This is a genomic window from Actinomyces slackii, from assembly GCF_900637295.1.
Lineage (GTDB): Bacteria > Actinomycetota > Actinomycetes > Actinomycetales > Actinomycetaceae > Actinomyces > Actinomyces slackii.
Map to the genome: position 1 here is coordinate 1,583,024 of NZ_LR134363.1, position 21,581 is coordinate 1,604,604.

General features: G+C 71.7%; 15 protein-coding genes, 2 pseudogenes and 1 riboswitch. Of the genes and pseudogenes, 12 read left to right on the forward strand and 5 right to left on the reverse strand.

The window, feature by feature from the left end; genetic code table 11:
• Positions 1 to 217: 217 nt before the first annotated feature.
• Together EL266_RS06585 and EL266_RS06590 are read left to right on the forward strand one after the other, a co-directional pair.
• Complete coding sequence (locus EL266_RS06585) at positions 218 to 1,234, forward strand: sugar phosphate isomerase/epimerase family protein (RefSeq protein ID WP_084500904.1); 1,017 nt, start codon at positions 218 to 220, stop codon at positions 1,232 to 1,234.
• Positions 1,235 to 1,267: 33 nt separating this feature from the next.
• The gene (locus EL266_RS06590) at positions 1,268 to 2,530 is read left to right on the forward strand and encodes an MFS transporter (RefSeq protein WP_232012133.1); all 1,263 of its coding nucleotides are present in this window, start codon (positions 1,268 to 1,270) and stop codon (positions 2,528 to 2,530) included.
• A gap of 80 nt (positions 2,531 to 2,610) precedes the next feature.
• Here EL266_RS06590 and EL266_RS06595 read toward each other — a convergent pair whose 3' ends face one another.
• On the reverse strand, positions 2,611 to 4,920 hold the full coding sequence (locus EL266_RS06595) for a 6-phosphofructokinase (RefSeq protein WP_026427333.1): 2,310 nt from the start codon (positions 4,918 to 4,920) through the stop codon (positions 2,611 to 2,613).
• A 315-nt stretch (positions 4,921 to 5,235) separates the two neighbouring features.
• Between EL266_RS06595 and sucC the strand changes: the two genes are divergently transcribed.
• From sucC to EL266_RS06630, 7 genes and pseudogenes are all read left to right on the forward strand, one after another.
• A complete protein-coding gene (gene sucC / locus EL266_RS06600) occupies positions 5,236 to 6,471 on the forward strand; it encodes an ADP-forming succinate--CoA ligase subunit beta (protein WP_051281302.1) in 1,236 nt (411 codons plus the stop codon).
• A gap of 3 nt (positions 6,472 to 6,474) precedes the next feature.
• Entirely contained in the window at positions 6,475 to 7,413 is a 939-nt protein-coding gene (gene sucD / locus EL266_RS06605) for a succinate--CoA ligase subunit alpha (protein ID WP_026427332.1), read from the forward strand.
• Entirely contained in the window at positions 7,410 to 9,014 is a 1,605-nt protein-coding gene (locus EL266_RS06610) for a cell division protein PerM (protein WP_197719276.1), read from the forward strand. The genes sucD and EL266_RS06610 overlap by 4 nt, the downstream gene beginning before the upstream one ends.
• A complete protein-coding gene (gene purN / locus EL266_RS06615; RefSeq protein WP_026427331.1) occupies positions 9,007 to 9,603 on the forward strand; it encodes a phosphoribosylglycinamide formyltransferase in 597 nt (198 codons plus the stop codon). Before EL266_RS06610 ends, purN begins: the two co-directional genes overlap by 8 nt.
• 46 nt (positions 9,604 to 9,649) lie before the next feature.
• Positions 9,650 to 9,738, forward strand: a riboswitch (ZMP/ZTP riboswitch).
• 89 nt (positions 9,739 to 9,827) lie between these two features.
• Complete coding sequence (purH, locus tag EL266_RS06620) at positions 9,828 to 11,576, forward strand: bifunctional phosphoribosylaminoimidazolecarboxamide formyltransferase/IMP cyclohydrolase (RefSeq protein WP_026427330.1); 1,749 nt, start codon at positions 9,828 to 9,830, stop codon at positions 11,574 to 11,576.
• Between the two features lie 91 nt (positions 11,577 to 11,667).
• Positions 11,668 to 11,961, forward strand: coding sequence for a DUF3017 domain-containing protein (locus EL266_RS06625; RefSeq protein ID WP_232012134.1), 294 nt, complete (start codon positions 11,668 to 11,670; stop codon positions 11,959 to 11,961).
• 121 nt (positions 11,962 to 12,082) lie between these two features.
• Positions 12,083 to 12,952, forward strand: a pseudogene (locus EL266_RS06630) (cation:dicarboxylate symporter family transporter); the annotation flags it as partial.
• A gap of 38 nt (positions 12,953 to 12,990) precedes the next feature.
• Here the strand turns inward: EL266_RS06630 and EL266_RS06635 are convergent.
• Complete coding sequence (locus tag EL266_RS06635) at positions 12,991 to 13,875, reverse strand: IS3 family transposase (RefSeq protein WP_026427392.1); 885 nt, start codon at positions 13,873 to 13,875, stop codon at positions 12,991 to 12,993.
• Positions 13,872 to 14,156, reverse strand: coding sequence for a transposase (locus tag EL266_RS06640; RefSeq protein WP_026427393.1), 285 nt, complete (start codon positions 14,154 to 14,156; stop codon positions 13,872 to 13,874). The genes EL266_RS06635 and EL266_RS06640 overlap by 4 nt, the downstream gene beginning before the upstream one ends.
• A 68-nt stretch (positions 14,157 to 14,224) precedes the next feature.
• Between EL266_RS06640 and EL266_RS06645 the strand changes: the two are divergent.
• A pseudogene (locus EL266_RS06645) lies at positions 14,225 to 14,677 on the forward strand (cation:dicarboxylate symporter family transporter); the annotation flags it as partial.
• A gap of 348 nt (positions 14,678 to 15,025) precedes the next feature.
• Here the strand turns inward: EL266_RS06645 and cydC are convergent.
• Together cydC and EL266_RS06655 are read right to left on the reverse strand one after the other, a co-directional pair.
• The gene (gene cydC / locus EL266_RS06650) at positions 15,026 to 16,867 is read right to left on the reverse strand and encodes a thiol reductant ABC exporter subunit CydC (protein WP_084501199.1); all 1,842 of its coding nucleotides are present in this window, start codon (positions 16,865 to 16,867) and stop codon (positions 15,026 to 15,028) included.
• Positions 16,864 to 18,660 (reverse strand): ATP-binding cassette domain-containing protein, encoded by a 1,797-nt coding sequence (locus EL266_RS06655; RefSeq protein WP_051281484.1) that lies wholly within the window; start codon positions 18,658 to 18,660, stop codon positions 16,864 to 16,866. The genes cydC and EL266_RS06655 overlap by 4 nt, the downstream gene beginning before the upstream one ends.
• Before the next feature lie 334 nt (positions 18,661 to 18,994).
• Here EL266_RS06655 and EL266_RS06660 point away from each other — a divergent pair, with 334 nt between their 5' ends.
• Entirely contained in the window at positions 18,995 to 19,981 is a 987-nt protein-coding gene (locus tag EL266_RS06660) for a malate dehydrogenase (protein WP_026428138.1), read from the forward strand.
• A gap of 251 nt (positions 19,982 to 20,232) precedes the next feature.
• Positions 20,233 to 21,567: an ABC transporter substrate-binding protein gene (locus tag EL266_RS06665; protein WP_026428139.1), complete on the forward strand. Its 1,335-nt coding sequence runs from the start codon at positions 20,233 to 20,235 to the stop codon at positions 21,565 to 21,567.
• Positions 21,568 to 21,581: the final 14 nt, after the last annotated feature.

A 21,581-nucleotide genomic window follows, 5' to 3' on the forward strand; every position in this document is an offset into this window, starting at 1 on the left:
GCGCCGCCGATGCCGGGCGGCCGTGCCCGGGTCCGACGACGGCGCTGGGCCGCTCGGTCCCCGCCACGGGGCTGCGAGCGGGTGCTGCCCGCCTGCGCTCGGGAGGGGCCTGCTGCGGTTGACACAGCCTCGGTCCGGCCCGTAACGTCGTGCCCGTCAGACGTTAGCACGTGCTAAAACTGAAGGTCAACGAGCATCGACGAGGATGAACACCCCCATGACTGACACCGCACACACCCCCAGCACCCCCGGCGCGGACCGCCCCGGCACCACCGCTGAGACGACCGCCGCAGCACCCTCAGCGGCCCCGTGCAAGGCCCGCAGCGCCGACCCCGCCTACTCCCGCCTGGCCCTCGGCATCGCGCCCGACTCCTGGGGAGTGTGGTTCCCCCAGGACGACCAGCAGATCGGCCCGATGACCACCCTCGACCAGATGGCCGAGGCTGGATTCGAGTACCTGGAGACCGGGCCCCACGGCTACTTCCCGACCGACCCGGCCGTCCTGGCCCGGGAGACCGCGGCCCGAGGCCTGACGGTTGTGGCGGGGACCCAGGGCGGCCCCCTGCACCACCGCGAGGACTGGCCCGCCACCGAGAAGGGGATCCGCGACGTCGCCGCCCTTGTCAGCGAGCTCGGGGCGAAGCACCTGGTCTACCTGCCCACCCCCTACATCGACTACAAGACCTCTGAGCAGGTCGAGCCGCGCACCATCGACGAGGAGGACTGGGCGGTCTACATGGAGGGGCTCAACCATGTGGGCGCCCTCCTGCGCGAGGACTACGGCATGACCCTCCAGGTTCACCCCCACGGGGACACCTACATCGAGTCCGCCGAGCAGATCGCCCGCGCCCTGGCGGACACCGACCCCGACCTGGTCTCCCTGTGCCTGGACACCGGCCACGTCGTCTACGGCGGCGGCGACCCCCTGAAGATCATCCGCGACCACGGCGAGCGGATCGGTTTTGTCCACATCAAGGCCATGGACCCCCAGGTTCTGGCAGAGACCCGCCGCAACGGGTGGTCCTTCGCCCAGGCCGTGGCCCACGGGGTCTCGGTGACCCCTCCCCAGGGCCAGCCCGAGATGCGGGCGCTCATCGACGCCCTGGCGGGGCTGGGCAAGGACCTCAACGTCGTCGTCGAGCAGGACCTCTACCCGGTCGACCCGGCCTTCCCCCTGCCCAATGCGATCGCCACGCGGCGCTACCTGGCGCAGTGCAACCTGGGCACCCTGTGAGCCGGCGCTGAGGCGGGGGAGTAGGGTCTGCCTGTGCGCCCCCAGCCCACTCGCCCCGTCTCACGCCCCCTGACCTTCACCGCCACCAGGCGCGCCAGCTACGCCGGATTCGTGGTCCAGGCCATCGTCAACAACCTGGCGCCCCTGCTGTTCATCGCCTTCCACACGCGGCTGGGTCTGGGCGTGGCCCAACTGGGAGCCCTGGCCTCACTGAACTTCGCCGTTCAGCTCGTCACCGACCTGGCCGCCATCCGGGTCATCGACCGCGTCGGCTACCGGCGCCCCATGCTGGTGGCGCACGCCGCCGCCACCGCGGGCCTGGTGCTGCTGGCCCTCCTGCCCCAGGTCATGGACCCCATGTGGGGCCTGGCGGTCGCGGTCAGCGTCTACGCCGTCGGCGGCGGACTGCTGGAGGTGTTGGTCAGTCCCGTCGTCGAGCACCTGCCCTCGCCGGCCGAGGGCAAGGCCTCGGCCATGGCGCTGCTGCACTCCTTCTACTGCTGGGGGCAGCTGGCCGTCGTCATGCTGAGCACCGGCGCCCTGGCGCTGATCGGCCTGGGCGCCTGGCCGGTGCTGCCACTCATCTGGGCGCTGGTGCCGGCGGTCAATGGCCTGGTCTTCGCCCGGGTGCCCTTCCCCGAGACGGTCGGGGAGGAGTCGCGCACGCCGCTTCGCCGCCTGGCGGGGAGCCCGGTCTTCCTGGCGGCGCTCGTCCTCATGGTCACCGGCGGGGCGGCCGAGCTGACCATGGCGCAGTGGTCCTCCTTCTTCGCCGAGTCGGCCACGGGCGTGCCCAAGGAGATCGGAGACCTCATGGGCCCCGGGCTCTTCGCCCTGCTCATGGGCCTGGGGCGCATGGCCTATGGGCTGGCGGGCGAGCGGGTCGACCTGCGGGTGGCCCTGGCAGTCTCCAGCGCGGGCGCGGTGATCTGCTACCTGGTGGCGGCCACCGCCTGGCATCCGGTGGTCAGCCTGCTGGGCTGCGCGATGACGGGACTGTGCATCAGCCTGCTGTGGCCGGGGACGATCTCCCTGACCGCTGCACGATTCCCCGCCGGCGGCGCCGCCATGTTCGCGGTCCTGGCTCTGGCCGGCGACGGCGGGGCGACCGTGGGGCCCGCCCTGGCCGGGCGCCTGGCGGGCCTGGCCGAGGCGGGCGGGCCGCTGTCCGCCGTGGCGGCGGCGCTGCCCGACGACGGCGGCACGGGCCTTCGCGCCGCGCTCATGGTCTGCGCGGGCATCCCCCTGGTCTTCACCCTGACGGTGCTGGCGCTCAGGCAGCCCCGCCGCCCCTGACTCCGCCAATTTGCGTGAGTTCGTACTTTTCCGGGCCCGGAAAAGTACGAACTCACGCAAATTGGCGGAGTCACGGAGGGTTAGCCGGCGGCGGCCTGGTCGACGGCCTGGCCGAAGTCCGGGACCGCCTCCAGCGGCAGCACCCCGACGTCCTGGCTGACCAGGTCGACGGCGTCGCGCATGCCCAGCCACCACTGGTGACGGGGGCGGCGGTTATCCCGGTCCAACTCGTCGTTCATGCGCTCCAGGAGGCTGTGGGAGACCTTGCCGCCCACCAGCCCCACATAGGAGGCGCCGTCGCCCCGGCCCTCCAGGTCCGCGGCGAGCAGGTCCAGGGCGTGGGCCACCAGCTTGGTGGCCATGATCCGGTCGAAGGCGGTGGGGTTGCCGCCCTGCTGGAGATGCCCGATCACGGCCTCCCGCACGTCGTAGAGCCCCCGGCCCTCCTCGGCGAAGATATGCGCCAGGACGTCAGTGGTGTAGTGCTCCGAGGCCCGCTCGTTGCGCACCACCAGGTAGAGGCTGCGGCCCGAGCGGAAGGACTCCACCATCCGCTCGGAGTCGGCCGCCAGGGTGGACAGCCGGATGCCGTCCTCGTGGAGGTAGACCTTCTCAGCACCGGTGGCAATGCCCGAGATGAGCGAGAGGTACCCGCACTTGCGGCCCATCATCTCGGCCACGAAGCAGCGGTGGGAGGCCGCCGCGGAGAGCTTGATGGCGTCGAGGGCCGCCACCGCGTTGTTCAGCGCCGTGTCCGCCCCGATGCTCAACTCCGAGCCCGGCAGGTTGTTGTCGATGGAGGCCGGGACGCACACGATCGGGATGCGGAAGGCGGGGTAGCGATCCCGCTCGGTGACCAGGCGGTGAGCGCTCAGGTAGGCGTTGAACCCGCCGATGATGAGCAGGGCGTCGATCTCGTGCTTCTCGATCTCCCTGCCCAGGGCGTAGAGCTGCTCGATCTCGGGGATCTCCCGGCGCGTCCCCAGGGCGGCGCCGCCGTCGCCCACCCAGCCCTCGACGTCGGCCCAGGTCAGCTCGCGCACCTCGCCGTCCAGCAGCCCGGGGAAGCCGCCGTGGACGCCCAGCATCGTGAAGCCGTGATCGATGCCCAGGCGCACGGCGGCGCGCGCCGCCGTGTTCATGCCCGGGGCCAGGCCGCCGGCGTGAAGGATCGCCACCCGCTTGCGCCTGGCGCCGTCCGGGCCGCGGCTGGGGTCGTGATCGGGCAGCGGGGGGATGGACATGGTCTCGAAGATGGTGAGCATCTGCTCGAAGCTGCCGCCGCGGGCCTTGACCGCCGCCAGGTAGTCCTGCGCCGCCACCAGATCCTTGACCGCGCGGGTCGCCTCCACCTGCTTCATCATGGGCAGGCGTCGGATCCGGTTGTGGCGCTCGGCGATGATGACCGGCTCGGCCTCGGGCTCCATGGTGATGACCTCACGGGCCGCGGCGCAGCCCAGCAGCGTGGACATCCAGCGGTCGTAGGCGCTGGGCCGGCCACCGCGCTGGACATGGCCCAGGATGGTCACTCGCGCCGACTCGCCCAGGCGGTCGGACAGGACCTGCTTGACGTCGTCGGCCGTGATGCGGTTCCCGGCCCGGTCAGTGGCCCCCTCGGCCACGATGACCATGGACTCGCGCCGCCCCGCCTCGCGGCCCTCCTTGAGCCTGAGGCACATGTCCTCCTCCCAGTTGCGGCCCGGGGGAAGCTCGGGGACCAGCACGTAGTCGCATCCCCCGGCCATGGCTGCCATGAGCGCCAGGTAGCCGCAGTGGCGGCCCATGACCTCCACGACGAAGGTGCGCTGATGGGAGGCCGCGGTTGAGGAGATGTCGTCGATGGCCTCCAGGATGCGGTGCAGGGCCGAGTCGGTGCCGATGGTCATGTCGGCGCCCACCAGGTCGTTGTCGATGGAGCCGACGATCCCGGTGACCATGAGCTCGGGGTGGGCCTGGGCCGTCTCAGCCGGGATGTCGCCGCCCTCCACCAGCTCCTCGAGCAGGGAGGGCCAGTTCTTGCGGAACTCGTTGGTGCCGGTCAGGGAGCCGTCCCCGCCGATGACCACGAGCCGGTCGATGCCGTGGGCCAGCAGGTGGCGGGCGGCCGCCAGCTGCCCGGCGCGCTCGCGGAACTCCGCGGAGCGGGCGGTGCCGATGATGGTTCCCCCGCGCTGGAGGATCGAGCTGACGGAGTCCCAGGCCAGCGGGCGGATGGCGTCCCCGCCGGCGACGGCGCCGGCCCAGCCCTCCATGACCGCGTAGGGCTTGGCGCCCAAGCGCAGGGCGGTGCGCACCACGCCGCGCACGGCCGCGTTCATGCCCTGGGCGTCGCCCCCAGAGGTCAGGACTCCGATCTTGAGCGGGGAGGGGGATGGGACGACGGCGGTCATGGGGCATCCTTCCGGGCGGGCATCAGTGCTCAGGTCCTATTGTGCCCCCATCCGCGCGGCCGGGGACCCTGCTTAGCGCCGGCCGACGACGTCGACGCAGCGGCCCATGCGCTGCCGGTAGGCCGCGGGCCTGCCTGCGCAGCACAGCATCATGATGCGGCCATCAGGCGACGAGCACCCAGCTGCGCGCCGACTCGCAGTCCCCATCGTCCCGCCGCGCGCGGCGCTGGAACGTTAGGCTCATACAGGGTGCGTGCCGGCCAGTGCTGGCCCGCGGCGCAGACAGTCACCAACCACGTCCCGGGAGGACGAGCGATGGATCTCTACGAGTATCAGGCCAGGGAGCTCTTCCGCTCCCACGGTGTGCCCGTCCTCAGGGGCGGGACCGCGACCACGCCTGACCAGGCCGAGGCCGAGGCCGCCAGCCTGCTGCAGGCCGGCGCCGGCCTCCTCGTGGTCAAGGCCCAGGTCAAGACCGGGGGTCGCGGCAAGGCCGGCGGCGTCAAGCTCGCCCGCAGCGCCGCCGAGGCCCGCCAGCACGCCGAGGCGATCCTGGGCATGGACATCAAGGGCCACACGGTGCGCACCGTCCTGATCTCCGAGGGCGCGGACATCGCCGAGGAGTACTACGTCTCCATCCTCCTGGACCGCGCCGAGCGCCAGTACCTGGCCATGTGCTCGCGCGAGGGCGGCGTGGACATCGAGACCCTGGCCAAGGAGCGCCCCGAGGCCCTGGCCCGCATCGGCGTCGACCCCCTGGAGGGCCTGACCCCGCAGGTCGCCCAGCGCATCGTCCAGGCCGCCGGCTTCGAGCCGGGCGCCACCGCCGACGCCGTGGCCGCGGTCATCGAGCAGCTGTGGGGCGTCTTCACCGACGAGGACGCCACCCTGGTGGAGGTCAACCCCCTGGTCCTGGCCGAGGACGGCCGCATCCTGGCCCTGGACGGCAAGGTCACCCTGGATGACAACGCCCGCTTCCGCCACCCCGAGCACGAGGCCCTGGTCGACGCCGAGGCCGACGACCCCCTGGAGGCCCGGGCCAAGGCCGCCGGCCTGAACTACGTTCGCCTGGAGGGGCAGGTCGGTGTCCTGGGCAACGGAGCCGGCCTGGTCATGTCCACCCTGGATGTGGTGGCCGGCGCGGGCCAGGCCCATGGGGGGATGCGGCCCGCCAACTTCCTGGATCTGGGGGGCGGGTCCTCGGCCGAGGTCATGGCCACCGGCCTGGAGGTCGTGGCCTCCGACCCCCAGGTGCGCACCATCCTGGTCAACGTCTTCGGCGGCATCACCTCCTGCGACACCGTCGCCCAGGGCATCGTCTCCGCCGTGGAGTCGTTGGGCGGCCTGCCCAAGCCCGTGGTGGTGCGCCTGGACGGCAACAACGCCGACCTCGCCCACCGGATTCTCGCCGAGGCCGCCATCGAGGGCGTGACCGTCGCCCAGACCATGGACGGGGCCGCCGACACCGTGACCGCCATCGCCGAGCGGATCGGCTCGGCGGAGCCGAAGGCCGAGCGTCCCACCACCGACACCCCCGCCCAGGAGGCCTGAGCCATGAGCATCTTCCTGACCGAGTCCGACCGCGTCATCGTCCAGGGCATGACCGGCTCCGAGGGCCGCAAGCACACCCGCCGCATGATCAGCGCCGGCACCCGGATCGTCGCCGGGGTCAACCCGCGCAAGGCCGGCACCACCGTGGCCTTCGAGGTCGAGCCCACGGGTCCCGGGGCGGCGGCGGTGAGCGCCGGCACCGTCGAGGTCCCGGTCCACGGCACCGTGGCGGAGGCCAGGCAGGCCACGGGCGCCGAGGTCTCGGTCGTCTTCGTGCCCCCCGCCTTCGCCAAGGGCGCCGTCATCGAGGCGGTTGACGCCGGGATGCGGCTGGTTGTCGTCATCACCGAGGGCATCCCGGTGGCCGACGCCACCGAGTTCCGCGCCTACGCCGCAGCCAAGGGCACCCGGATCATCGGCCCCAACTGCCCGGGCATCATCTCCCCGGGACGCTCCAATGTGGGCATCACCCCGCCCGACATCACCGGCCCCGGGCCCATCGGCCTGGTCTCCAAGTCGGGCACTCTGACCTACCAGCTCATGCACGAGCTCTCCGACCTGGGCTTCACCACCTGCATCGGCATCGGCGGGGACCCCGTGGTCGGCACCACCCATATCGATGCCCTCCAGGCCTTCGAGGCCGACCCCGACACCCGCCTGGTGGTCATGATCGGCGAGATCGGGGGCGACGCCGAGGAGCGCGCCGCCGCCTACATCCGCGAGCACATGACCACCCCGGTGGTCGGCTACGTCGCCGGATTCACCGCCCCCGAGGGCAAGACCATGGGGCATGCCGGCGCCATCGTCTCCGGCTCGGCGGGAACCGCCGAGGCCAAGAAGGAGGCCCTGGAGGCCGCAGGCGTCAAGGTGGGCCGCACCCCCAGCCAGACGGCCCAGATCGCCCGAGAGCTCTACGGGCTCACCACCGGCGGGGCCGCGTGATCCTGGATCGGCTGCGCCCCGCCGACTGGGCGTGGGCACTGCGAGCGGGCCTGGAGTCCGTCGGCCTGGGCTGGCTGCTGGTCGTGCTGACCACCGTGGCGGTCGCGCTGTCGTCCTCCGGCCTCGACGCCGCAGCGGCCCTGGGGGTGGGCGACGGCCTGCGCACCGGGACCGCCCTGTGGAGCCTGGGATTCGGCGGCAGGATGGGGCAGGCCTTTGGGCCGGACGGCGCCCTGGGGCTGCCCCTGCTGGGGCTGACCGCCCTGCAGGCGGTGTGGACCTGGAACTGCGTGCGCCGCGCCCGGCCCACCACGATCGCCTCGGGGGCGTGGATCGTGGCCTCCTCGGCGGCCACCGCCGTCCTGGCCTGCCTGACCGGCCCCGCCTGGGCGCAGGTGTGGCCCGCGGTGGCGGGGATCGCCGCGCTGACCGCGGCCGTGGTGGCCCTCAGGCTGCGCCGCGAGGGCGTGCGGCACCCGGTCTTGACGCGCCTGTGGCAGGCCCGACCCCACTGGGTCAGCCCGGGCCTGTCCCTGGCCCGAGGCGCCACCCGAGCCCTGGGCATCCTCACCGCCCTGGTCCTCATCGCCGCGATCATCGGGGGAGCGGGGAGGGTCTCCCATCTGCACGACTCAGTGGCCGGGGGCGGGATCATGGCCTCCCTGGGGCTGATCGCCCTGCAGGCCGGCTGGCTGCCAACGGCAGCGGTCTGGGCATGCTCCTGGCTGGTGGGGGCGGGCTTCGCCGTGGGCCACGACAGCGTCTTCGCCCCGGACCGGGTGGTGCCCGGCCCGGTTCCCGGCCTGCCGCTGCTGGGGCTCCTGCCCACTACCCCCATGGGCACGGCCGGCATCTATCTGCCGCTGGTCGTCACCGCCGGGGCGATGGTGGCCGCCTGGAGGCGCCGCCGGGTCCTCTACGCCTTGAGGGTCCGCCATGCGGTGGCCGCCGCCCTCCTGGCCTCAGCGGTCGTCGCCCTGGGGATGGGCGCGCTGTGCCTGGCGGCCTCCGGACCGGTGGGGCCGGGGCGCATGGCCACCACCGGGCCCCAGCTCGGCTACGCCGTCCTGTTCGTCTTCCTGGAGGTCGCCGCAGGGCTGGGCGCGATCGCGGTCCTGTCCCACCCCTACACGCTGTCCCTGGCCTCCGGGGCCGCCAGCGGAGCCAGGTCGCGCATGGAGGAGTCGGTGGAGACCGCCGTCGAATCCGCCCGGGAGCGCCGGGCCTCCCGCGGTGCCGCCGCAGCGCAGCCGGCACCCGGCGGTGATGAGGACGACGGCGATGACGGCTACGACGGCGATCCTCACGACAGCGGCCACGACGCCCCTGAGCGCAGCCCTGACCCCGCCCCGCGCCCGGCCCGGCCCGCGCCGCCCCGACCCGCACGCGCGTCGGGATCCCCCTCAGCGCGTGGAGGGGACCGCAGGGACGAGGAGGCGGGGGAGGCGACCGACCGCATCGAGACCGTGCCCGCCCCGCGGCGGGGCACCGCCCCGTGGAGCGACTGGCGCCGCCAGGCCGCCCGCGCCGAGGGCCCGACCAGCACCCGGGGCGCCGAGCCCGGGAAGAGCGCAGGAAGCACAGGTGATGACGATGACTGAGACCATGCGGAGCCCTGCGAGCCTGGTGGTGCTCGTCTCGGGGACAGGCTCCAACCTGGTCGCCCTCCTGCGGGCCTGCCAGGACCCCGCGTACGGCGCGCGTGTGGCGGGCGTCGTCGCCGACAAGCCCTGCCAGGGCATCGAGCATGCGCGCGCCGCCGGCGTGCCCGCCGCAGTCGTGGCCATGGAGGACTACGCCGCGCGCGCCAACTGGGATGAGGCCCTGGCCCTTGCCGTGGGGGAGCACGACCCCGACCTGGTGGTCTGCGCCGGCTTCATGCGCATCCTGGGCCCCGGGTTCCTCAACCGGTTCCCCGGCAGGATCATCAACACCCATCCCTCCCTCCTGCCGGACTTCCCCGGCGCCCACGCCGTCCGCGACGCCCTGGCGGCGGGCGCCACCCGAGCGGGGGCCACGGTGTTCTGGGTCGATGAGGGCGTGGACACCGGAGCCCACATCGCCCAGGTGGAGGTCCCCGTCCTGCCCGACGACGACGAGGCCAGCCTGACCGAGCGCATCAAGGCCGCTGAGACCCCCCAGCTCATCGAGACCATCTCGCGCCTGGTCCGCCAGGAGGACCGCGCCTGACGCCCGGGCCCGCTGGGGCGCATCATCGCCCACCACCCCCTAGACTGATCCCGGCCGCAACTGGCGAGGGTGGGCCACCACCGGGGAGCGGCAGGACAACCACGTGAGGGGACGTCGCCCGCCTGGGCGTCCCGCGACCCCGGCCTCTCCAGGAGCATCTTGTGACCAGCCACTCCTCCCAGCAGCCCACTGCGACTCCCGCCTCGACCACCGCTGCGGCCCCGGTGCCCACGGCTCATGTGCCCACCGATGGTCTGATCAACCCCGACCGCCTGCCCCTGCGCCGAGCCCTGGTCTCCGTCTATGACAAGACCGGTCTGACCGAGCTGGCCTCCGCCCTGGTGGGCGCCGGGGTGGAGATCCTGTCCACCGGCTCGACGGCCGCCACCATCGCCGCCGCGGGTCTGCCGGTCACCGCGGTGGAGGAGGTCACGGACTTCCCCGAGTGCCTCGAGGGCCGGGTCAAGACCCTCCACCCCGCCATCCACGCCGGCATCCTGGCCGACCGCCGCAAGCCCGAGCACCTGGCCCAGCTCGACTCCCTGGGCCTGGCCCCCATCGACCTGGTGGTGGTCAACCTCTACCCCTTCACCGCCACCGTCGCCTCAGGGGCCCCCTTCGACGCCTGCGTCGAGCAGATCGACATCGGCGGCCCCGCCATGCTGCGCGCCGCCGCCAAGAACCACCCGGGGGTCGCCGTCGTCACCGACCCCGCCGCCTACGGGGAGGTCGCCACCGCCCTGGAGCAGGGCGGCTTCACCCTCGATGAGCGCAGGTCCCTGGCGGCGGCGGCCTACGCCCACACCGCCGCCTACGATGCCGCCGTGGCCACATGGATGGCCCGGCAGGTCGAGGCCGACCGGGTGGACCTGGCAGCCTCTGACCCGGGTGAGTCCGCGGGCCCGGAGGCGCCACCGGCCTACGTCGGCGCCGGCTACCAGCGCCTGGCCGCCCTGCGATATGGCGAGAACCCCCACCAGGGCGCGGCCGTCTACACCGCGCCGGGCACCATCGGGGGAGTGGCCAGTGCCCGCCAGCTCAGTGGCAAGGCCATGAGCTACAACAACTACACGGACACCGATGCGGCGCTGCGGGCCGCCCACGACCATGGCGAGCAGGCCTGCGTGGCCATCATCAAGCATGCCAACCCCTGCGGCGTGGCCGTCAGCGCCAGCGGCGATGTCGCCGAGGCCCACCGCAAGGCCCACGCCTGCGATCCCGTCTCCGCCTTCGGCGGCGTCATCGCCACCAATGTGACCGTCACCGCCGCCATGGCCCGTCAGATCGCCCCCATCTTCACCGAGGTGGTCGCCGCCCCGGCCTTCGAGGAGGAGGCGGTGGAGATCCTGCGCGCCAAGAAGAACCTGCGCCTGCTCGTCGTCGAGGCGCCGGCGCGCCAGGGCTGGGAGATCAAGCCGATCTCCGGGGGCGCCGTTGTCCAGGAGCGCGACACCTACCAGGCCGGCGATGACGACCCCACCACCTGGACCCTGGCCGCCGGGCCCGCCGCCGACGAGGCGACCCTGGCCGACCTCGCCTTCGCCTGGCGCGCCGTGCGCGCGGTGAAGTCCAATGCCATCCTGCTGGCCCGCGACGGCGCGACCGTCGGCGTGGGCATGGGGCAGGTCAACCGGGTCGACTCCTGCCGCCTGGCCGTCGAGCGCGCCAACACCCTGGGGGCGCGTGCCACAGGGGACGCCGCAGCTTCGGCTTCAGAACCGGCCTCGGGCGCCGTGGGCGGGGCGGATGCCGCCGAGATCCTCCAGGAGGCCCCTCCGCAGCGCGCCGCCGGCGCCGTGGCGGCCTCCGACGCCTTCTTCCCCTTCGCCGACGGCCTCCAGGTGCTCATCGATGCGGGGGTGCGCGCCGTGGTCCAGCCGGGCGGCTCCATTCGCGATGAGGAGGTCATCGCCGCCGCCCAGGCCGCCGGGGTCACCATGTACCTCACCGGCGCCCGCCACTTCTCCCACTGAGGCCCTCTCCGTGCGGCCGGGGCGCAGTCCTGTGATCTGCGGCGGATCCTGCCTGGAGGGGCGCCGGCCAGGGCGCGGTTAGACTGCGGGGGTGAGCCAGGAGCACGAACCGACGGACCGATTGCGCCGCTATCGCACCATGGCCGTCGCCGCGGTGTTCCTGGGACTGGCCCTCGTTCCCGCCCTGGCCCTGCTCGGGCAGGGGCGCGCGGCGGTCCTGTGGCTGGCCGTGGGCATCCTGGCCCTGTCCATGGTCCGGCTCCAGCGCCCCAACGGGTCCTGGATCGCCGCCCGAGGCCGGGGCTTCGACGTCGCCTTCGGCGTGGCCCTGGCCATCATCATCTTCCTCCTGGCGCCCTACGCCAACCTGCCCGCCATGCAGTGAGCCCCGGACGACGTGTCCGCAGGCCGGGCCCGGCGCGCTGATTCCGCGGGAATATGGCAGTCTGCCCCACGTCTCATGGCGCCCTTCCCCGGCGCCCCTCACGATATGGAAGGCATCTGCAATGTCACAGGCCACCGAGCGGCGCCCCGGCGAGGCGCCTCGCATCCCCGGCGGCATCCTGCCATGGGTGATCACAGCCATCGTTCTGGCCCTGGCGCTCGGCTCGATCCGCATTGGCGACACTCACCTCATCCCCGCGCCGGTGGGCAATGTGTTCGCCACCTTCTCGGGACTGTTCAGCCAGTTCCTGTCCTTCTCGATCCCGCTGATCATCATCGGCCTGGTCACCCCGGCCATCGCCGAGCTCGGCCGTGGGGCGGGCAGGTGGCTGGCCATCACCGCCGCCATGGCCTACGGCTCGACGCTCTTCGCCGGTTTCATCACCTACCTGGTGTGCGCCCAGGTCCTTCCCCGCTTCCTGAGCCAGGGGTCCTTGCGCGATGTCGAGGAGCCCCAGAGCGCGCTGACGAACTACTTCACCACCGTGGAGATGCCCCCGGCCATGGAGGTGATGACCGCGCTGCTGCTGTCCTTCCTCCTGGGCGTCGGGCTGTCCCTGGTGCCCCGCGGCGTGCTGCGCAAGGGCGCGATCGAGTTCCGCGCCATCATCACCGGCCTCATCGAGAGGATCATCGTCCCGCTGCTGCCGCTGCACATCTTCGGCATCTTCCTCAACCTCACCTACACCGGTGAGGCCTGGGACATCATGCGCACCCTGCTGAAGGTGGTCGTGGTGGTCCTCGTCCTGGAGGTGGTCATCCTGGCGGTCCAGTACCTGGTGGCGGGCGCCATCTCCGGCAAGAACCCGATCACCGCCATGGTGACGATGCTGCCGGCCTACTTCACGGCCCTGGGCACCTCCTCCTCGGCGGCGACCATCCCGGTGACCCTGGGTCAGGTCAAGAAGAACGGCGTGTCCGACGCGGTGGCTGGACTGCTGGGTGTTTTTCGGACTGTGTGTTGTGTTGGTCAGGCTGCCTTCTTGTGGTCCAGGAGCTCGCGCTCCACCTCGTTAGGAGTGCGATATCCCAGAGAAGAATGCAGCCGGGTGTGATTGTAGACCAGCTCGATCCATGAGGCAATATCATTCATGGCCTTGCCCCGTGTGGGATACACCATCCGGTGCACCCTCTCATTCTTGAGCGTGGCATTGAAGGACTCCGCCCACGCATTGTCCCAGCACACCCCGGTCCTGCCCACCGACAAGCGAATACCATAGGCGCCCAGGTGCTCAGCGAATTTCTGACAGGTGTACTGCGACCCCCGGTCGGAGTGAAAGATCGTCGTTCCTGTCACCGGCGGGCAGTTGCGCACCGCCATATCAATAGCCTGGCAGACAAGCTCAGTGCGCATGTGATCAGCCATCGCATAGCCCACGACCTTCTTCGTGGCGCAGTCCAGGACGGTGGCCAGGTAGACGAATCCCACCCAGGTGCGGATATAGGTGATGTCCCCGACCCACTTGGTTCCTGGCGCCGTGGCGGTGAAGTCGCGCTCCACCAGGTCTGGCCACTCCTTCAGGTCGGCCGCCGGGGTGGTGGTGCGAGTCCTTCGGCGAGGCTGAGCGGCCACCAGGCCGCGCTCGCGCATGATGGAGCGCACGGTGTCATGGTGCGCCACCACGCCTCTGCGCCCCAGACGGGCGGTAATCCTGCGGTACCCGTAGGTGCCGTCCGAGGCCTCGAACTCGGCCTTGATCAGGGCCGTCAGCTCTTCCCTTCTCATTGAGGTCGCCGATTGTGGCCGGTCCCGCCAGGAGTAGTAGCCCGAACGGGAGACCTTCGACCACCGGCACATCGAGACGATCGGGTAGTTGCCTTCCTCGCGATTGATGAGCGCATACTTGTGACTCACCGCTGTTCCTTCGCGAAGAAGGCCGCCGCTTTTTTCAGGAACTCGTTCTCCTGCTGCAGCTCGCGGACCTGTTTCCTCAGGCGGGCTACCTCCTCGGCTTCGGCAACCGCTTCTCTTTCCTCAGCGCTGCCGTGCTCCTTCCTGTGCTTCGCGACCCAGTTGCCCACCGTCTGGGGCACCAACTCGTAGGAAGCGGCCACCGACGCGATCGACCGTTCCTTCTCGATCACCTCGCGCACCACTTGTTCCTTGAACTCATCAGAGTACTTTGCCCTTGACATGGCTCCATCCTATCGAATCAAAGGAGGATGAAAATCCTCCCCTGTCCGAGAAACACCACTCACCCCAGGCCTCCTTCACCGTGCCCCTGTGCGCCACCATCCACCTGGCCGGCTCGACCTCCAAGATCTTCGCCTTCGCCTTCGCCATCGCGCTGTCCCAGGGCATCGAGATCTCCGCCGCGCAGTGGGTGGGCTTCATCTTCATGCTGGGCATCACCATGGTGGCGGCCCCGGGCGTTCCCGGTGGGGCCATCATGGCCGCCACCGGACTGCTGTCCTCCATGCTCGGCTTCAACGAGGACCAGGTGGCCCTCATGATCGCCACCTACATCGCCCTGGACTCCTTCGGCACTGCCACGAATGTCACCGGCGACGGCGCCATCGCCCTCATCGTCGACCGCATGGCCGGAGGGCGCATCGGGGACGAGGCCGAGCCCGCGAATATCCGCAGGCTCGCCTTCGACGGCATGGCCTACCTGCACGGCGTCAGCATCGAGGGCGTGGTCAGCCCTGAGGACCTCGACAAGGGGAACGACCGGCCTCAGCAGGGGCGCCGGGGCGCGGCCCGCCGGCCCTCACGGTCCCGCCTTGGGCGCCAGGGCGCGCGTGCGCGCCGCCAGCATCGGGGTCACGACCAGGTCCGAGCTCACGACCAGGCCTGAGCAGCAGGGGCAGCGCAGGGCGGCAGTCTCGGCCACGAGATCCCATCCCGCGCTCATCGGCGACCGCCCGGCGCCAGCCGTGGAGCCCGGCTCCGCGACAGGCACCGGGCGGTCGTGTGCGCAAGGGCCGACACTTCCTCGTTGCCATGAAGGAAAAGCGGGCGGTCGTGCGCGCCAGGGCCTTGGGGGCAGGCTCCCTTCCCCGGCTCAGTCCCGGGCCGCCAGGGCGCGCAGAGGGCCGTCGGCCTCAAGGAGATCCGCCGGTCGCCCCGACTGGACCACCTGTCCGCCGTCCAGGACGACGACGTGATCGGCCTGGTCCAGCCACTGCACCCGGTGGGTGATCTCGATGATCGTGGCCCCCTCCAGGTAGTCGCGCACCGAGGCGCGCACCGCGGCGTCCGTCTGGGGATCCAGATGCGCGGAGAACTCGTCGAGCAGCAGCGTGGTGGGGCGCGCCAGAAGCACTCGGGCCAGGGCCAGGCGCTGGCGCTGACCGCCTGAGAGCGACTCGCCCCGCTCGCCCACCAGGGTGTCGTAGCCCTGGGGGAGGGCCTCGATCTCCTCATGGATGCCGGCCGCCCGGCAGGCCCGCTCCAGCTCGGCGTGGCTGGCCGACGGCGCAGCCAGCCGCAGGTTCTCCGCCACCGTGGCCCTGAACAGGTGGGGGTGCTGGGGGACCAGGCCGATCTCCCGATACAGGCTGTGGGAGCGCAGGTCGCCAAGATCCACCCCGTCGATGACGATGCGCCCGCTGGTGGGCGCATCGAAGCGGGCCACCAGCTGGGCCAGCGTTGTCTTGCCCGAGCCCGAGGCCCCCACCAGGCAGGTCCACTGCCCGGCCTTGGCCCGCAGGCTCACCGATTCCAGTGCGGGACGGGTGGCGCCCGGATAGGTGTAGCTGACGTCCTGCCACAGGATCTCGTGGGAGATGCCCGTCGTCAGGTCCTTGGTGCCCTCGGGTGCCTGGGTCGGCGCGGTGACGACCTGCCAGACCCTCTCGGCCGAGGCCTGGGCGGTGGCCATGGCGGAGGCCAGATCCTCGATGCCGCGCACCGTGTCGCCCAGGCGCAGCACGGCCGCGGCGGCGGCCGCCAGCACGGGCAGCTCGATGGCGCCCTCGGCCACATGACCGGCGCCCAGGGCCACCACGGCGATGGGGGCGGCCAGGCAGACCAGATGATTGGTGCCGCGACGCACCGCCGCCCAGGTGACGGCCGGGCGCACGGCTCCGCCCAGGGCCGCGTCGATGCGGCCCATCTCCTCGACCCGCTCCTGGCTCCGCCCGAAGCCCACCACCTCGCTCATGCCCTGGACGGTGTCGGTGACGTGCTGGCTCAGGCGCGCGCGCTGGCGGGCTGCGGCCCGCGAGGCGGCCAGTCCGGCGGCCCGTCCCAGCAGGGGCACGATGATCAGCCCGGTGGCCAGCACGGCCGCCGCGGCGCCGGCCACCGCCCAGGACACGGTGGTGCCGATGGCGGACAGGACCACGGTGGGAAGCACGACCGCGCAGGCGAGTGGGGCGATGGTGTGGGCGAAGAAGACCTCGATGCGGTCGACATCCTTGGTGGAGCGGGTCAGCAGGTCCCCCGAGCGCATGGTCAGGGACACCTGGGGGGAGCGGGGGATCAGCGCGGTGAAGATCTGCTCGCGCAGCAGCTCCAGAGCCTTGAAGGCCACCATGTGCCCCAGGAACTGCTCCCCATAGCGCAGGGCCGCCTTGATGACGGCCAGGGCCGCCATCGTTGCCAGCACCGGCCAGATGGCTCCCGGGGCGCGCCCCTGGGCCAGGGCCAGGGCAGTGCTGGCCACGGCGTGCGCGCCCAGGGCCAGCATGGCGATCCCCGCCAGCTGCTCGACGACGCGGCAGGCGGTCGAGCCCGCCAGGGCGGTGAGAGCCGGACGCGTCACCCCCAGCAGCCAGCGCCACAGCTCTCCTCGGCTGGGATGACGATCCTGGGGGAGACTGTCCAGAGGCTCCATGTTGTCCAGGGGATCCATGTGCTCGGTGCGTCCAGTGCGATCCTCGATGCGGGCATCGGTGCTCATGAGGCCTCCTCGGTGACTCGGCCCTGGGACACGCGCACCGTGCGGTCCGCTCGGGACAGGGCGCCGGCGCGGTGGGAGACCGTGACGATGGTGCGGGTTCCCGACAGGCGCTCCACGGCCTCGACGATGGCCGCCTCGCTGGCGAGGTCCACCTGGCTGGTGGGCTCATCGAGCAGCAGCAGGGGGCGGTCCGCCAGGACCGCGCGCGCCAGGGACAGGCGCTGGGCCTGCCCGCCGGACAGGCCCATGCCCGCCTCGCCCACGGGCGTGTCCAGGCCCTGGGGCATGAGGGCCACCTCCCGGTCGAGATTGGCGGACTCCAGGGCCTGCCACATCTGGTCATGCGTCGCCCCGGGGCGGGCCAGGAGCAGGTTGTCAGCGATGGTCCCGGTGAACAGCCACGTGGACTGCGACACCAGGGCACTGGCGGCGCGCACTGTGTCCTGGGTCGCCGCGGTCAGCTCGGTGCCGGCCACCCGTACGGCGCCGGAGGCGGGAAGCAGATCGCCGGACAGCAGGGCCACAAGCGTGGACTTGCCCGAGCCCGAGGGCCCGATGACAGCCACATGCTCCCCGTGCTCCACGCGCAGGTCGACCTCCTGGACCACGGCGGGGCCCTCGGGCTCCCAGGTGGCCTCCACCGATTCCAGGAGCACCTCGGCCCGGGGGCAGGTGGGCGGCGCCGCATCGGGCGCATCCGGCTCATCAGGCATGCCCGACTCGCTCATGGACTCGGCGGAGTCCTCCTCGGGCGCCGGGCCCGACTCCGTCATCTCCTGGCCGGTGGGCGCCGTGCCCGCGAGCGGGCGGGAGAGCAGCCTGCGCAGGGCGCGCTGATTCGCCATGCCCCCCATGCCCACGTAGAAGAAGGCCCCCACATGGTGCAAGGGCTCCAGCAGCGCGTAGGAGACCAGGACGATCGCCAGGGCATCTCCCGGGCCGATCGCACCGGTGCCCAGCCGGTGCAGGGCCAGGCCCGCTGCCATGGTGATGACGAGCAGGGAGAACAGGCCGTCGGTGATGAGGATGACGAGCTGATTGCCGGCCAGCAGGCTCATCACCGCGCGGCGGTTGTCCTGACCCGCCTCGCTCAGTCGCTCCCGGGTCAGTCGGGCGGCACGGGCCAGGGTCAGGGTGGTCAGCCCCTGGATGGCGTCGAGGTACTCGGCGGCCAGGCGGCTGCGGGCGCGCCGAGACTCCGAGGAGGGGGATCGCATCGCCATGTGCGCCACCGCGATCACCGCCGGAACCGCGATCACCGCCCCGGCCAGGACCGCGGCGGTGACATGATCGGCGGCCAGCGCCAGGAGCGCCAGGCCTGCCAGGGGCGCGGCGGCGGCCGCGGCGGTGGGTGCCAGGAAGGTCTGGCGGTACAGGGCGATTCGTTCAACGCCGTCGGCCAGCAGGGAGACCGTGGCGCCTGTGCGCAGGTCCGTGGCCCGGGCCGGTCCCAGGGCCAGCAGATGAGTCAGGCCCAGGCGGCGCAGGTGGGCCTCCTCGGCCGAGGCACTGGAGCGGGCGATCATCTGGCAGGCCGCCTGGCAGGCCCCTGCGGCCCCGGCCGCCGCCAGGGCCTGCAGCAGGAAGGGGGTGGGCGAGCCCTGCGCGACCAGCGCCCCCAGGGCGCGCCCGGTGGAGATGAGCGCCCAGCAGGTGGCCAGGGCGCCCAGGAGGGTCAGGGTGAAGGCGGCGGCGTTGGCGCGTCGGCCCCGGGCCGAGGCGACCCGGGGCCGGCGGGCCAGGGCCGGGGCGAGGGAACGGAGCGGGCGAGACGCCCAGCGCAGTGAGCTCATGATCGTCCTGGGATGCGGGAGGGAGGCAGGGTGCAGCCGGGCGCACCGTGCCGCGATGCGACTATAGAGACCTGGAAGATGGTCGGTAAAGGGGCGTGCGGAGCGGTGCGGGGCATGACCGGGCATGGTGAGTCTGGCGGGCGGCGGCGCCTCAGCCCTGGGGCTTCGGTCCCCTTCTCGGCGGTCGATCGTGGGGAACGCGAGCGCCTCAGGGCCGTGGTGAGAGTCACGAATTCCTCGTCGTGGTAGGTTCCCAGGTGGCAGCCGTCATAGCGTTGGGCAGGTGGGCCGCTGCCCGCCGCCCATGACGACGAACCCTGACAAGGAGTCCTCGATGGCTAACGCCCCCGTCAACATCACCGTCACCGGTGCGGCCGGCAACATCGGCTACGCGCTGCTCTTCCGCATCGCCTCCGGCGCCCTGCTGGGACCTGACCAGCGCGTCAACCTCCGCCTGCTGGAGATCCCCCAGGCGGTCCAGGCCGCTGAGGGCACCGCCATGGAGCTCTTCGACGCCGCCTTCCCGACCCTGGGCACCGTGGATATCTTCGATGACCCCAAGGCCGCCTTCGAGGGCGCCAACATCGCCTTCCTCGTGGGCTCCATGCCCCGCAAGGCCGGGATGGAGCGCTCGGACCTGCTGTCGGCCAACGGCGGCATCTTCGGCCCCCAGGGAGAGGCCCTCAACGCCGGTGCCGCCCAGGACATCAAGGTGCTGGTGGTGGGCAACCCCGCCAATACCAACGCGCTCATCGCCGCCTCCCACGCCCCGGACATCCCCTCCTCGCGGTTCACCGCCATGACCCGCCTGGACCACAACCGCGCGCTGGCCCAGCTGGCCACCAAGGCCGGGGTGCATGTCAGCGACATCGACCGGGTGACCGTGTGGGGCAACCACTCCACCACCCAGTACCCCGACCTGACCCAGGCCACCATCAAGGGCGCGCCCATCCCCGAGATCCTGGCGGACCGCGCCTGGGTGGAGGAGGACTTCATCCCCACGGTGGCCAAGCGCGGCGCGGCCATCATCGCGGCCCGCGGCGCCTCCTCGGCGGCCTCGGCGGCCTCGGCGGCCATCGACCACGTCCACGACTGGGTGCTGGGCACCTCCGGCTCGTGGACCTCTGCGGCCATCATGTCCGACGGCTCCTACGACGTCCCCGAGGGCATCATCTCCTCCTTCCCCTGCACCTCGGTCAACGGTGAGTGGAAGATCGTCGAGGGCCTGGAGATCGATGAGTTCTCCCGCGGCCGCATCGACGCCTCGGCCGCCGAGCTGGTCGAGGAGAAGACCGCCGTGGCCGAGATGGGCCTGATCTGACCCCTGGCCCCATATCGGTCCTGCATCGCTGGCCCGTCCGCAGCCTCGTCTGCGGGCGGGCCAGCGCCGTGCGCGGGCTTCACCTCCGGGCGTCGGGGCACGTGGCCCAGGGCGGTTTGCGGAGCTCTCAGCGGAGGGTATATCCTTATGAGCCGATGAGATCAGACAACATACGTCTGCTCTTATCGTCTCTCCGGCCGCTGCGAGGATGCCGCGGCTGAGGAACAACGATGTTTCACAAGGAGCAGATGATGCGTTCCACACCGCTGTACACCCGCCGCAGCATCATGGCCGGACTCGGGGCCACCGCCATCGCCGCCACCCTGGCGGCCTGCGGCACCTCGGGCAGCCAGGACTCCGGCTCAGGCCAGGCCACCCCCGCGGGCCAGGGCGACGCCACCAAGGTCGACGTCGTCACCTGGTGGTCCGCAGGCAGCGAGAAGCTCGGCCTGGATGCCCTGGTCAAGGTCTTCAACACCCAGTTCCCCGACACCACCTTCGAGAACAAGGCGGTCTCCGGGGGAGCGGGCAGCCAGGCCAAGCAGAAGCTCGCCGCGGACCTGGCCGCGGGCAACCCGCCGGACACCTACCAGGCCCACGCCGGCGCCGAGCTCAAGGACGACATCGAGGCCGAGTACCTCACCGATGTCTCCAGCCTGTACGAGGAGTTCGGCCTGAGCGACGCCTTCCCCAAGACCCTCATGGACCGCCTGACCGACTCCGCCGGCGCCATCTACTCGGTGCCCTCCAACATCCACCGCGCCAATGTCGTGTGGGCCTCGGTCTCCGCCCTCAAGGCCGCCGGTCTGGACCCCGCCAAGCCCGCCGCCGACATGGATGCCTGGATCGCGGACATGGAGAAGGTCAAGGCAGCGGGCCTGACCCCCATCACCATGGGCATGGCCTGGACCCAGCTCCAGCTGCTGGAGACCGTCCTCATCGCCGACCTGGGCGCCCAGGCCTACACGGGGCTGTTCGACGGGACCACCGACTGGGGCGGGGCCGAGGTCACCAAGGCGGTGGAGCACTACGCCAAGATCGTGGCCCTGACCGACACCTCCCTGCACACCGAGGACTGGGAGCCCGCCCTCAAGCCCGTCATGGACGGCAAGGCCGCCTTCAACGTCATGGGCGACTGGGCCGTGGCCGGATTCGACGCCGCCAAGATGACGGCCGGCACCGACTACGTCCACTTCCCGGTGCCCGGCACCGATGGCGTCTTCGACTTCCTGGCCGACTCCTTCACCCTGCCCGACGGCGCCGCCCACCCCGGGGGCGCCAAGAACTGGCTCAACTGCATCTCCTCGAAGGAGGGGCAGATCGCCTTCAACACCGTCAAGGGCTCCATCCCGGCGCGCACGGACCTCAGCGATGAGGACAAGGCCGGATTCTCGGACTACCAGCGCGCGGCGATGGAGTCCTTCGCCTCCGACACGATCGTGTCCTCCATCGCCCATGGCGCCGCCCTGCCCGCCAAGGCCACCAATGCCATGAACGATGCGCTGACCAAGTTCGCCCAGGGCGCCTCCGACGCCGCCGCCCTGCAGGCGGCGCTCAAGGCCGCCTACGACGCGGTGGCCTCCTGACCCAGGTGGGGCGG